The following is a 12,430-nucleotide window of genomic DNA, read 5'->3' on the forward strand; positions in this document are numbered from 1 at the left end:
ACACGAGCTACGAGCGGGGAAGAATCCTGTGGCACAGGAAGTGCTGACCGACCTGAACAAGGTCCGCAACATCGGCATCATGGCGCACATCGATGCCGGCAAGACCACCACAACCGAGCGCATCCTGTTCTACACCGGTGTCAACTACAAGATCGGTGAGACGCACGACGGTGCGTCGACGACGGACTGGATGGAGCAGGAGAAGGAACGCGGCATCACGATCACGTCTGCCGCCGTGACCTGCTTCTGGAACAACAACCAGATCAACATCATCGACACCCCGGGCCACGTCGACTTCACGGTCGAGGTCGAGCGCTCGCTGCGCGTGCTCGATGGCGCCGTCGCCGTCTTCGACGGCAAGGAGGGCGTCGAGCCCCAGTCCGAGCAGGTCTGGCGTCAGGCCGCCAAGTACGACGTTCCGCGCATCTGTTTCGTCAACAAGATGGACAAGATGGGCGCGGACTTCTACTTCACGGTCCAGACCATCATCGATCGTCTCGGCGCGAAGCCGCTGGTCATCCAGCTGCCGATCGGTGCCGAGGACGACTTCGACGGTGTCGTCGACCTGGTCGAGATGCGTGCCGTCACCTGGCGCGGCGTGGTGCCGACCGGTGCCGAGCCGACCATCGAGGAGATCCCCGCGGATCTCGTCGAGAAGGCCAACGAGTACCGCACCAAGCTGCTCGAGACGGTCGCCGAGACCGACGACGCGCTCATGGAGAAGTACTTCGGCGGTGAGGAGCTCACGGTCGAGGAGATCAAGGGCGCCATCCGCAAGCTGACGGTCAACTCCGAGATCTACCCGGTTCTCTGTGGCTCCGCGTTCAAGAACAAGGGTGTTCAGCCCATGCTCGATGCGGTCATCGACTACCTGCCGACCCCGCTGGACATCGGCGAGGTCGAGGGTCACGTCCTCAACAAAGAGGACGAGATCATCACGCGTAAGCCGAGCAAGGACGAGCCGTTCTCGGCGCTGGCCTTCAAGATCGCGTCGCACCCGTTCTTCGGCAAGCTGACCTTCGTTCGCGTCTACTCCGGCCGGATCGACCCGGGCGCCCAGGTGCTCAACGCCACCAAGGGCAAGAAGGAGCGCATCGGAAAGCTCTTCCAGATGCACGCCAACAAGGAGAACCCGGTCGACGAGGCCGTGGCCGGCCACATCTACGCGATGATCGGTCTGAAGGACACCACCACCGGTGACACCCTCTGCGATCAGGCCGACCCGATCGTGCTCGAGTCCATGAGCTTCCCGGACCCGGTCATCCAGGTCTCGATCGAGCCCAAGACCAAGTCCGACCAGGAGAAGCTGGGCACCGCGATCCAGAAGCTGGCCGAAGAGGACCCGACCTTCTCCGTCGAGCTCGACGAGGAGACCGGCCAGACCGTCATCGGCGGCATGGGCGAGCTCCACCTCGACATCCTCGTCGACCGCATGCGTCGCGAGTTCAAGGTCGAGGCCAACGTCGGCAAGCCGCAGGTCGCGTACCGCGAGACCATCACCAAGACGGTCGACAAGCACGAGTTCACCCACAAGAAGCAGACCGGTGGTTCGGGTCAGTTCGCCAAGGTGATCATCGCGCTCGAGCCGTACATCGGCGAGGAAGGCGAGCCCTACACCTTCGAGAACAAGGTCTCCGGTGGCCGCGTTCCGCGTGAGTACATCCCCTCCGTCGACCACGGTGCGCGCGACGCCATGCAGTACGGCGTGCTCGCCGGCTACCCGCTGGTGAACCTCAAGCTGACGCTGCTCGACGGTGCGTACCACGACGTCGACTCGTCCGAAATGGCCTTCAAGGTTGCCGGTTCGCAGGCACTGAAGGAAGCCGCCCGCAAGGCCGGTCCGGTCATCCTCGAGCCGCTCATGGCTGTCGAGGTGACCACGCCCGAGGAGTACATGGGCGACGTGATCGGCGACCTCAACTCCCGCCGTGGCCAGATCCAGGCCATGGAGGAACGCAGTGGTGCCCGTGTCGTGAAGGCGCTGGTTCCGCTCTCGGAGATGTTCGGCTACATCGGAGACCTTCGGTCGAAGACCCAGGGTCGGGCGAACTTCTCCATGGTGTTTGATTCCTACGCAGAGGTTCCCGCGAACGTCTCGAAGGAAATCATCGCCAAGGCGACCGGCGAGTAACACCAGCTGGGAGCACGACCGCTGGCGAGTTTCACCAGCTGAGCACGACCAAGTAATAACCAACCGCACTGCTGCATAGCGCAAGCACGAATACAGGAGGCCATCAAGTGGCGAAGGCGAAGTTCGAGCGGACGAAGCCGCACGTCAACATCGGGACCATCGGTCACGTTGACCACGGCAAGACCACGCTGACGGCGGCGATCACCAAGGTCCTGCACGACAAGTTCCCGGACCTGAACGAGGCCTCGGCCTTCGATCAGATCGACAAGGCGCCGGAGGAGAAGGCTCGTGGTATCACGATCAACATCTCCCACGTCGAGTACCAGACGGAGAAGCGCCACTACGCGCACGTCGACGCCCCGGGCCACGCGGACTACATCAAGAACATGATCACGGGTGCGGCGCAGATGGACGGCGCCATCCTCGTGGTCGCGGCCACCGATGGCCCGATGCCGCAGACCCGCGAGCACGTGCTGCTCGCCCGCCAGGTTGGTGTTCCCTACATCCTGGTCGCGCTCAACAAGTCCGACATGGTCGACGACGAGGAAATCCTCGAGCTCGTCGAGATGGAGGTCCGCGAGCTGCTGTCGTCGCAGGAGTTCGACGGCGACAACGCACCCGTCGTGAAGGTCTCGGCGCTCAAGGCGCTCGAGGGCGACGCCAAGTGGGGCGAGAGCGTTCTCGAGCTCATGCAGGCCGTCGACGACTCGATCCCGGACCCCGTCCGTGAGACCGACAAGCCGTTCCTCATGCCCGTCGAGGACGTCTTCACGATCACCGGTCGTGGCACCGTTGTCACCGGTCGTATCGAGCGTGGCGTGGTCAACGTCAACGAAGAGGTCGAGATCGTCGGCATCAAGGAGACGGTCACCAAGACCACCGTCACCGGCATCGAGATGTTCCGCAAGCTGCTCGACTCCGGCCAGGCGGGCGACAACGTCGGTCTGCTGGTTCGTGGCATCAAGCGCGAAGATGTCGAGCGTGGCCAGGTCGTCGTGAAGCCGGGCACCACCACCCCGCACACCGAGTTCGAGGGCAACGCCTACATCCTGTCCAAGGACGAGGGCGGCCGCCACACGCCGTTCTTCAACAACTACCGCCCGCAGTTCTACTTCCGTACCACGGACGTTACGGGCGTCGTGACCCTGCCCGAGGGCACCGAGATGGTCATGCCCGGTGACAACACCGAGATGTCCGTCAAGCTGATCCAGCCGGTCGCCATGGACGAGGGCCTGCGGTTCGCCATCCGTGAGGGTGGCCGCACCGTTGGCGCCGGTCGCGTCACCAAGATCAACAAGTGATTTAGTTTCACCTGTTGATCTAGCAGTACCAAAGCCGAATGGCGTTCACTCCCTCGGGAGTGGGCGCCATTCGGCGTTTCCGGGGACCTGAGCCGGGCCGGGACGGAGTTTCCTCCTCGCCCCGGGCGTGCATGTACGGCCCGGCTCTGGCTCCGGGCCGGGGCACCCCCCCGGGATGGCGAAGAGGGCTGGTCAGCCCGGTAGATCAGCGCGGTCGAGGTGAAGCAGCACCTGCGTGGCGACGGGGGCATCGGGCAGAGCCGCGGCCATGGACCTGGCCAGGGACTCGGCGTCGCGGGTGAACTCGGCGATATCGACCGCGGGGTCGGCGATCACCGTCACCCGCAGGGTCAGCAGACCGCGATCGTCCACGGCGGCGGCCCGCACGGAGCGGACCCCCTCCAGGGTGGACAGCTCCGAGGCCAGCCCGACCGCCATCGGCCCGAGGTCGACCGACAGGTCGGAGTCGCCGAGGACGTCCCCGATCTGCACCGTCGAGGTCCGGCCGCGCCGGAGGTTGATCACCAGCAGCGTGACCCCGGCCACGAGGCTGGCGACGCAGGCGACGCCGAGCAGCGTCGGCCACCAGTCCCTGGTCGGGATCGCCGCGTACTCGGCCCGGTCGAATCGTCGCCAGAACTCCTGGGACACATCGAGGTCCATGTTCCAGGTCAGGGCCAGTGCGCCCGCAGCAACCAGGGCGAGGCCGGCGCCGAGCGCTATCGACCTGTCGATGACCGACGTGCGGCGCCTCACCCTCGCACCTTGCCGATCCGGACGCGCAGCGGACGGGGCGTTGCGAGCGTCGCCAGCCCCGGCTCCACCGCGTCGCGCACGGCCGATTCGAGCGCGGGGGCCGCGACCTCACCGTCGGGGGAGATGCGGACGGTGGTCCGCTTGCCGTCGACGATGGTCTGCACCGACCGGACACCCGCCACCGTGCGTGCCTGCGCGCTGCACATCCTCGCCACATCGGTTGGACGCACCCACACCACCGCAGATCCCGCGTCGCCGAGCGGCAGATGGGTGCGGATCCGCGGCTTGACCGCCACGAAGATCAGCACCAGGCCGGCGAACACGGCCGCGGCCGCGGCAGGCACCATCCACGGCTCCCAGTGCTGGCGTGCGGACCACTCGATCGAATTGCGCAGCCACGCGGCGGGAGCGATGACCTCGTGCGCGATCAGGAACTCGCGTCCGGTCAGCACCGCGAGCACCAGCAGGGCGCAGGCGAAGAGCAGCGCGACCGGGGCCGCCGCGGGCCGGGTGATCGGTGCCCGCGACGGGACCAGGGGTGCAAGGGCGGCGCCGGGCGCCGCGAACTGCTGACTGTCGACCTCGGCCCCCTCCGGTGCCGCGGTTGGCACCGCAGCGGCGACGACGACGTGCAGCTGGTCCATGGGCAGGCCGCTGAGGGCGGCGATACGATCGCCCACCTCGCGGTGCACCTCGCGGGAGAGCAGGGCGATCGGGCACGGCCATGCCACCGCGATGTACAGCGTGACGGCCACCGACTCGGTTCCCATCGACACCTCTGCTCGCGGCAGGTCGCGGCCGGTGAGCCGGGACAGGCCGCCGCGCTGGCGGACCACACCCGGCACCTGGAGGGCAGCCGCCACGGCGATCCGTGAAACCGCGCGATCCTTGATGATCAGCTGGCCCCTGGTGCTGCGCTCCTCGTCCAGGTCGGCTTCCGCGGTGCGTTGCCGGGTCGCTCCGCCCGCCTCGCTCGTGCCGTCAGCCACGGCCCCGGCTCCGCAACAGCGCGCCCAGATCGACGTGCCCGTCACGGTGGGCCCCGATGGCCATACCGAAGCCGCCCAACAGCACGGCGAACACGAAACCGCTGAAACCACCGAGGATTACGGCGATCGCCAGCAGCAGGCCGGCGATCAGACCGACGACTGTGCTGTTCATGGCGCTGTCCTCTCCGTGAGTACGTCTTCGACCGTGACATCGACCGGGACGTCGAGCATCGGGACGAGTGCCGCGCGGACCCGCTCCGCCGTCTCGATGACGTGCGCCGGATAGCGCACGCTGATGTGGATGGCGCAGGAGTCGTCGCCGAGCGCGACACCGAGCACCCGCCGGCCCGGCAGGTACGTCGCGACCTCGCCGAACATCCCGCCGTGCAGCCCCGCGACTCCCGGTACCGCGAGCACCGCGTCCGCGATCAGCTCGGCGGGCTCCACCTCCGGGTCGCTGCTCCGCTCCTGTGCTCCCGGGTCGCTGCGCGGGCTCCGCTCCGGTGTCACTGGACTCTCGGTCTGCCGTCGGTCTCGCCCGGTTGCTCGTTCTCGTCGAACAGGACGACGTCGTAGACGGTGATGTTGACCTCGGTGACCTCCAGTCCGGTCATCCGCTCCACGGCCGCGATCACGTTGCGCCGGATGCCGGCCGCCAGCTCGTGCAGCGCGACGCCGTATTCGGCGACGATGCCGATGTCGATGGCGGCCTGCTTCTCGCCGACCTCGACGGCGACGCCCTGGCCGTGGTTGACGCGGGCGCCCGGGATCCGGTCGCGCAGCGCGCCGACAACGCGGGCGGTGCCGCCGCCGACATCGAACACGCCGCTGATCTCCCGGGTGGCGATACCGGCGATCTTCGCCACGACCGCGTCGGCGATGATCGTGCGCCCCTGCGAGCTCACCAGCTCGGTGGTGGAGGTGCCGTAGTGCACTGGGGCGATGCCCCTGTTCGGATCGGTGGTCACGCACTCAACTCTAGTGAGTGTGGGCGCGCTGCGACGCCCGTGCGCCGATTCACCTAACGTGGAGCAGTCCACCGCACCGTCGACGAAGGAATTGACCCGATGGCAGGAGTTCAGGATGCGGATCCCGCGGGGGCCGCGTCGCCCGCCGTCGCGACCGGATCCCGGCCGCGGGGAGCGCTCGTGGCGGGACCGGCGCTGCTCGCCGTGGTCGCCGTGCTGCTGGCGACCGCGTGCGGAGTCATGCTCTGGCAACACCGTTCGGCATCGGAGCTGCAGTCCGAACGGGAAACCTATCTGCGGGTCGCCAGGGAGGGTGCGCTCAACCTGACAACCATCGACCACAACAATGCCGAGGCCGACGTGCAACGGGTGCTCGACGGCGCGACCGGCGAGTTCTACGACGATTTCGATCGGCGATCGCAGGGTTTCATCACGGTGGTGCGGGACGCCAAGGTGACCACGGTCGGTGAGTCGGCAGCCGCCGGAATCGAGACGGAGGCGGCGGATTCCGCCACGGTTCTTGTGCAGGTAGCGTCGCGGGTCAGCAACGGAACGGGGGCACAGGACCAGCAGCGCGTCCAGCGGCTCCGGGTGACCGTCGATCGGGAACAGTCGAAGATCTCGAGGGTGGAGTACCTGTCGTGAGTGCGCAGCGAAGGCTGATGGTCGGACTGACCGCAGCGGTCCTGGTGCTGGCGGCGCTTGCCGGGTTCCTGTACTTCGCCCAGTACCGGCCGGACCAGCGGGTGGACGATCGGGCAAGGGCCGAGGTCCAGCAGGCTGCGGCGGACGGCGCGAAGGCTCTCCTGACCTACACGCCGGAGACCGTCTTCGCGGACATGGCGGCCGCGCGCGAGTTGCTGACGGGGGAGTTCAGGGACTACCACGACCGGCTCGCGCAGGGGGTGATCGTGCCCGCGGCGACGGACAAGAAGATCACCGCGACCGCCACGGTCACCGGGACCGGACTGACCTCCCTGACCGACGACAGCGCCGAGGTGCTGGTGTTCGTCGAGCAGTCGACTACGTCAGCGGCGGAGCAGGCGCCGGTCGACAGGACCGTCGGTGCCGAGGTGGCGCTGCGGAAGGTGGACGGTCGCTGGCTGATCTCCGAGTTCGACGCGAGGTGATCGGGCCCGCGCGCGAGAGTTCAACCTCGACAACAACTCTGGAAGGAAGCGGATCATGACCGAATCAGGACGGAGCGTGCTCCTGACCGGCGGCACCGGCGGGCTAGGGGTCGCGGTCACCAAGAGGCTGCTCGCGGACGGGTGGCGCGTGGTGGTTCCGTGGATCACGGAGAAGGAACTCGAGCGTCTGGATGCGCACCCGAGGCTCGTCCTCGCGCGCGCCGACCTGTTCGACCCGGCGGGTGTCGCCGAGGTGGCGGCCCTGGCGGGAGGCGACGAACAGGCGCCGTTGCGCGCGGTGGTGAACCTGGTCGGCGGCTTCGCCAGCGGCGCGCGGGTCCACGAGAGCCCGATCGAGGACTTCGAGGCCATGTTGCGGCTGAACCTGCGCCCGCTGTACCTGTGCACCCAGGCCGCGCTGCCGTTCATGATCGACGCCGGTGGCGGGTCGGTGGTCGCGATGTCCACCAAGGCGGCCTTCGCACCCTTCTCGGGTGCGTCGGGCTACGTCACGTCGAAGGCCGCGGTCTTGGCGTTCATCAGCGCACTGGCGGTGGAGTACCGCGACGAGGGCATCCGGGCGAACGCGGTGCTGCCCTCGGTGATCGACACCCCCGGCAACCGGGCGAGCCAGCCAGGGTCGAGCCGCAAGGGCTGGGTCGCACCCGAGGCGATCGCCGAGGTGATCGCGTTCCTGATCGGCGAGTCCTCGGCCGCGATGACCGGCGCCCAGGTCCCGGTTCCCGGGGTCGGCTGAGCGCCTTCGCACCGTTCCCGTCGCCCGTCGCGATCCCGGGGTGTGGCATTCCTCGGCTCCTTAGGGCACGCTATCTAGAACACGTGTCAGTTTGGTATGAAGTGTGCGTGGCCCACCTGGGCGCACAACGATCCATCGGGTGAGAGGTTGAGCGGGATGAGCGTTGGACGGGTCGTCGTCGTCGGTGCCGGGTTGGCCGGTCTGCGGACCGCCGAGGAACTGCGGCGGGCGGGCTTCGACGGCGAACTGACGCTGATCGGCGCGGAACCACACCTGCCCTACGACCGGCCCCCGCTGTCCAAGGAGGTCGTCCGCGGTGAGCGCGACGACGTCACCCTCAAGCCGGCCGAATTCTTCGAGGAGCAGCGCATCGAGCTGCGGCTCGGCGCGGCCGCGACCGGTGTCGACACCGGCGCCCGCACGGTGACCCTCGCCGACGGATCGACCGTCGACTACGACCACCTGGTGGTGGCCACCGGGCTCGTCCCGCGCCGGATCCCCGGACTGGCCGAACTGGGTGGCGTGCACGTGCTGCGTTCGTTCGAGGATGCGATGGCGCTGCGTTCCGAGCTCGCCGCCGATCGGACCGCCCTCATCGTCGGGGCCGGGTTCATCGGGTGCGAACTCGCCGCGAGCATGCGCGCACGCGGCATGAAGGTCATCCTGATCGAGCCGCAGCCCACCCCGCTGGCCTCCGTGCTCGGCGAGCGGATCGGTGGCCTCGTGGCCCGACTGCACCGCGAGGAGGGTGTCGACCTGCGCACCGGCGTCGGCCTCGCCGCCCTGCTCGGCGAGGACAGGGTCACCGGTGCCGTGCTCTCCGACGGCACCGAGGTCGCGGCCGACCTGGTGGTCATCGGCATCGGCTCCGTCCCGGTCACCGAGTTGCTGGACGGCTCGGGCGTGCAGGTCGCCGAGCCGCGCGCGGGCGGCGGCGTGCTCGCCGACGAGTGCGGCCGGACCAGTGACCCGAACGTGTGGGCGGTCGGTGACGTCGCCGCCTGGCGCCATCCCGAGGGCCATCGGCGGGTCGAGCACTGGACCAGCGCGGGCGACCAGGCAAAGGCGCTGGCACTGGCGCTGGTCGGCGCCGACGCGCCCACCGGACCCGGCCAGGTCCCGTACTTCTGGAGCGACCAGTACGACATCAAGATCCAGGCGCTCGGCGAGCCGTCCGCCACGGACACCGTGCACCTGGTCCGCGACGACGGCCGCAAGTTCCTCGCGTACTACGAGCGCGACGGCGTTCTCGTCGCCGTGGTCGGCGGCGGTCTCGCGGGAGCGGTGATGAAGACCAGGGCGAAGATCGCGAGTGGCGTGCCGATCACCGAGGTGATCGAGGCCGCGGGCGTCTAACGTGAATGTATGGTCCATGACCAGCGGGCGCTGCCTGAGCTGACGGATCTGACCGCAGCGCACTGGACGTCGGGCGCGTCCGGACGGTTGTCGGTGCGGCGGTGCGAGCACTGCCTGCGTTGGTCGTTCCCGCCGTCGCGATGCTGCAGGCACTGCTGGTCGGCCGACTTCACCATCGAGCCGGTCACGGGAAAGGGCGTGCTGCTCACCTGGACCGAGGTGAACGACCAAGAGCGGAGCCCGCGGAGCGACCCGGCAGCGCAGCCCTACCTCGTCGCCGTGGTCGAGCTCGAGGAGGGGATCCGGCTGTTGCTGGGCCTGACCGGGACCGAGCCGGGCGCCCTGCGCGTGGACACGCCGATCCGGTTGTATTTCGAGCACCTCGGCGGCGACTTCTGGCTTCCGTTCGCCGAGATCGAGGAGCTGGAGCTGCCGGAGGACCGGCTGGAGGCCGTGTCGTGATCACCAGGGGGGCCGTGGTGAGCGGGATCGGCCGGGTGCCACGCGGACCCGGGTCCGCCGATGTTCGAGTCGCAGCCATGGCCGCCCGCGGCGCGCTGGCAGATGCGGGCCTGACCGGTGGCGCCGTCGACGGGCTCGTCACCTGCGGGCTGCCGGACGTGGTCGATGTCGCGGACGCCCTCGGTCTCGAACTCGCCTGGCGCACAGCGGAATCAAATCGGCTCGGCGTGCTGACCGCGGTCTCGGCCGCGGTGGCGGCGGTGATCTCCGGCCTGGCCACCCACGTGCTGTGTATCGAGGCGTGCGACCCGCCGTCGCCCGCGCGGGTTGCACGGCGTTTCGCCGGCCGGCCGTCGGTGTCCGGGTGGGCACAGTGGCACGCACCATACGGGGCCGGAACGGAACTGGTGACGACGGCGCTCGCGGCGCGCAGTTACATCGAGGCGTTCGGGCTCACCCGGGTCGAGTTGGCCCAGATCGCGCTGACCGCGGGCCGAAACAGCGGGCGGGGCCTCGGGCTTCGGGAGTACCTGGACGCCCCGATGCTGGCCGATCCGCTCTGCGAGTACGACCGCGCGCTCCCCGCGGGAGGGGCGGTCGCCGTGCTGATCAGTCCCGGCGACCTGGCGGAAGATCTGCCCGGCCCCGCGGTCACCGTCGAGGCCGTCGCGGCGGCGCGGAACGTGAGCCCGCTGTGGGAACAGCGTGCCGACCTGACGGGAATGGCGATCCACGATGCCGGCGAAAGGCTCTGGGAGGGCACCGAACTCGTCCCCGAGAATGTGGACGTCGCACTGTTCGAGGACGAGTTCAGTATTCTGGCGCTGATGTGGCTGGAGGCGCTCGGGTTCTGTGGGCCGGGGACGGCGGGCGCGTTCGTCGCCGGGGGACAGCGGATCTCGAGAGCGGGCGCGCTGCCGCTCAACCCACACGGCGGCCAACTGGGGCTGGGACGATCGGCCGCGCTGGAGCTCGTCGCGGAGGCGGCGTCACAGCTGCGGGGCGAGTCGACCGCCCAGCTCGACGGCCCGCCCGAGGTCGCCGTCGTCGGCGTCGGCGGCGCGACCGTCGCCGGCTGCATGCTGCTGGTGCGCTGACGCGAGAAGCGCTGCTAGGAAAGGAAATCCGCGAGGATCGTGGTCAGCTCGCCCGGCTCGTGTCCGGGCAGGCTGTGGTGACTGCTGTCCGGCAGGACCTCGATCCGGACGTCCGGGAGGGCGCCGCGCGCCGCCGCGGCCACCCGGTCGACATCGATCGCCCGCGAATCCTGGGCGAGCGCAACGAGGGTCGGGACGTGCAGCTCGCCGAGCGCGGTCCTCGACGGCCGCTTCGGTAGCACGATCCGCGGCCGCGGGGACCCCGCGGCGCCGAGCGCGTACACGGTCAGCCAGTCCGGGTCGAGCGCCCGCCCGCCCGTCTCCCACTCGATGAAGCGCCGTGCCCGGTTCTCATTGGGGCGCAGCAACATCGGGAGTGCCCGCAGCAGATATCCGGCCCGAAATCCGGAGAAGCAGTCCGACGGGTCGAGTAGTGCGAGCCGGTCCACCCGATCCGGGTGGCCGAGCGTGTAGGCGAGGGCCATCCACGCGCCGTAGGAGTGTCCGATCAGCGTGGCCCGCTGTAGGCCGAGTTCGGCGCGCACTGCATCGAGCCATGTCATCAGGTCCGCGGGGGTGCGTGGCCGGCGGTCGCCGGGCACGCTGCGTCCGACGTCCCCGATCAGGTCCGAGGCGTACACCCGGTGCGTCCGGCCGAGCGCGGTCGCGACCGTGGACCAGGCGGTCGAGGTGGCACCGCCGCCGTGGAGCAGGAGAACCGGCGGCGCCCCGGTCGGTCCGCAGGCGTGGACGCGGGTGAGGCCGAATTCGGAGGTGGTCTCCAGGGCGGTCACCCCGCCCCAGCGGGCGAGAACTGCGTCGTAGGCGGCGTCGAACCGGCCTTTCGTGCGGATCTGCGTGTCGTCGTCCATGGACCGCCCCCTGGTTCTCTCGGCATCAGATAATCTCGATGATAGAGATAATTGTTCATCGAGAGATATGAATCAAGGAGTGATCGTGGGAGCAGGGCAGTGAGCGCGACCGACGACCCCGGCGCGGCACTGCAGCTCGTGCACGAGCTGCGCAGGCTGACCGTCGAACTGGACCAGTTCGGTGCCGCGTTCGCGAGCCGCAACGGCCTGCACGCGACCGACCTCCGCGCGCTCATCGCACTGCTCGATGCCGACCGGGCCGGGATCGCCGCGACGCCGGGCTGGCTGGGCGGGCAGCTGGGTCTTGGCTCGGCGGCGACCACCGCCCTGCTCGACCGGTTGGAACGGGCGGGCCACATCGGCAGGACACCGGACCCCGGCGACCGCCGCCGGGTGCTGCTGCGGGTGCAGGAACAGGCGAAGTACCTGGGCTGGTCGTTCTTCGGACCGCTGATCGGGCGCATGATCGCCTCGATCGGGGAGTTCGACGAGGCCGAGCTGGCCGCGGTGACCCGATTTCTCGGAGTGATGAACGAGGCGGTCGGATCCGCGGCGGGCGGCACCGACGGGAGTCGTTGACATCCGGTCCGTGGCCGGAGAAGGCTCGGGTC

At 69.0% G+C, this 12,430-nt stretch carries 15 protein-coding genes; 9 read left to right on the plus strand and 6 right to left on the minus strand.

Annotated features, from left to right (window positions below):
- The first annotated feature begins 28 nt into the window (after positions 1-28).
- Positions 29-2,131 (plus strand): elongation factor G, encoded by a 2,103-nt coding sequence (gene fusA / locus C8K38_RS07825; protein WP_097210986.1) that lies wholly within the window; start codon positions 29-31, stop codon positions 2,129-2,131.
- Between the two features lie 107 nt (positions 2,132-2,238).
- Positions 2,239-3,432, plus strand: coding sequence for an elongation factor Tu (gene tuf, locus C8K38_RS07830; protein ID WP_077040759.1), 1,194 nt, complete (start codon positions 2,239-2,241; stop codon positions 3,430-3,432).
- Positions 3,433-3,624: 192 nt separating this feature from the next.
- Here tuf and C8K38_RS07835 read toward each other — a convergent pair whose 3' ends face one another.
- The 5 genes from C8K38_RS07835 to C8K38_RS07855 are packed head-to-tail and all read right to left on the minus strand — an operon-like array spanning position 3,625 to position 6,145.
- Positions 3,625-4,188 (minus strand): hypothetical protein, encoded by a 564-nt coding sequence (locus C8K38_RS07835; protein ID WP_097210987.1) that lies wholly within the window; start codon positions 4,186-4,188, stop codon positions 3,625-3,627.
- Positions 4,185-5,177 (minus strand): DUF6286 domain-containing Asp23/Gls24 family envelope stress response protein, encoded by a 993-nt coding sequence (locus tag C8K38_RS07840; RefSeq protein WP_097210988.1) that lies wholly within the window; start codon positions 5,175-5,177, stop codon positions 4,185-4,187. The genes C8K38_RS07835 and C8K38_RS07840 overlap by 4 nt, the downstream gene beginning before the upstream one ends.
- Positions 5,170-5,349, minus strand: coding sequence for a DUF2273 domain-containing protein (locus tag C8K38_RS07845; protein WP_072750969.1), 180 nt, complete (start codon positions 5,347-5,349; stop codon positions 5,170-5,172). The genes C8K38_RS07840 and C8K38_RS07845 overlap by 8 nt, the downstream gene beginning before the upstream one ends.
- The gene (locus tag C8K38_RS07850; protein ID WP_097211096.1) at positions 5,346-5,624 is read right to left on the minus strand and encodes an Asp23/Gls24 family envelope stress response protein; all 279 of its coding nucleotides are present in this window, start codon (positions 5,622-5,624) and stop codon (positions 5,346-5,348) included. Before C8K38_RS07850 ends, C8K38_RS07845 begins: the two co-directional genes overlap by 4 nt.
- Positions 5,625-5,683: 59 nt before the next feature.
- A complete protein-coding gene (locus C8K38_RS07855) occupies positions 5,684-6,145 on the minus strand; it encodes an Asp23/Gls24 family envelope stress response protein (protein WP_027500612.1) in 462 nt (153 codons plus the stop codon).
- A gap of 99 nt (positions 6,146-6,244) precedes the next feature.
- On the opposite strand from C8K38_RS07855, the gene C8K38_RS07860 reads away from it, so the two are divergent.
- The 6 genes from C8K38_RS07860 (at position 6,245) to C8K38_RS07885 (ending at position 10,947) form a co-directional block, all read left to right on the plus strand.
- Positions 6,245-6,790 (plus strand): mammalian cell entry protein, encoded by a 546-nt coding sequence (locus C8K38_RS07860; RefSeq protein WP_097210989.1) that lies wholly within the window; start codon positions 6,245-6,247, stop codon positions 6,788-6,790.
- The gene (locus tag C8K38_RS07865; protein WP_097210990.1) at positions 6,787-7,275 is read left to right on the plus strand and encodes a twin-arginine translocation pathway signal; all 489 of its coding nucleotides are present in this window, start codon (positions 6,787-6,789) and stop codon (positions 7,273-7,275) included. Before C8K38_RS07860 ends, C8K38_RS07865 begins: the two co-directional genes overlap by 4 nt.
- A 55-nt stretch (positions 7,276-7,330) precedes the next feature.
- On the plus strand, positions 7,331-8,032 hold the full coding sequence (locus C8K38_RS07870) for an SDR family NAD(P)-dependent oxidoreductase (protein ID WP_097210991.1): 702 nt from the start codon (positions 7,331-7,333) through the stop codon (positions 8,030-8,032).
- A 156-nt stretch (positions 8,033-8,188) separates the two neighbouring features.
- On the plus strand, positions 8,189-9,388 hold the full coding sequence (locus C8K38_RS07875) for an NAD(P)/FAD-dependent oxidoreductase (protein ID WP_097210992.1): 1,200 nt from the start codon (positions 8,189-8,191) through the stop codon (positions 9,386-9,388).
- A gap of 9 nt (positions 9,389-9,397) precedes the next feature.
- Entirely contained in the window at positions 9,398-9,850 is a 453-nt protein-coding gene (locus tag C8K38_RS07880; RefSeq protein WP_097210993.1) for a Zn-ribbon domain-containing OB-fold protein, read from the plus strand.
- Positions 9,847-10,947 carry a thiolase C-terminal domain-containing protein gene (locus C8K38_RS07885; protein ID WP_143548408.1) on the plus strand — a complete coding sequence of 367 codons (1,101 nt, stop codon included), beginning with the start codon at positions 9,847-9,849 and terminating at the stop codon, positions 10,945-10,947. The genes C8K38_RS07880 and C8K38_RS07885 overlap by 4 nt, the downstream gene beginning before the upstream one ends.
- Before the next feature lie 14 nt (positions 10,948-10,961).
- On the opposite strand, the gene C8K38_RS07890 is transcribed toward C8K38_RS07885, so the two are convergent.
- Positions 10,962-11,819 (minus strand): alpha/beta fold hydrolase, encoded by an 858-nt coding sequence (locus tag C8K38_RS07890; protein ID WP_097210995.1) that lies wholly within the window; start codon positions 11,817-11,819, stop codon positions 10,962-10,964.
- A 99-nt stretch (positions 11,820-11,918) separates the two neighbouring features.
- On the opposite strand from C8K38_RS07890, the gene C8K38_RS07895 reads away from it, so the two are divergent.
- Positions 11,919-12,398, plus strand: coding sequence for a MarR family winged helix-turn-helix transcriptional regulator (locus C8K38_RS07895; protein ID WP_097210996.1), 480 nt, complete (start codon positions 11,919-11,921; stop codon positions 12,396-12,398).
- Positions 12,399-12,430: the final 32 nt, after the last annotated feature.

Source organism: Rhodococcus sp. OK611 (genome assembly GCF_003050885.1).
Lineage (GTDB): Bacteria > Actinomycetota > Actinomycetes > Mycobacteriales > Mycobacteriaceae > Rhodococcus_G > Rhodococcus_G oryzae.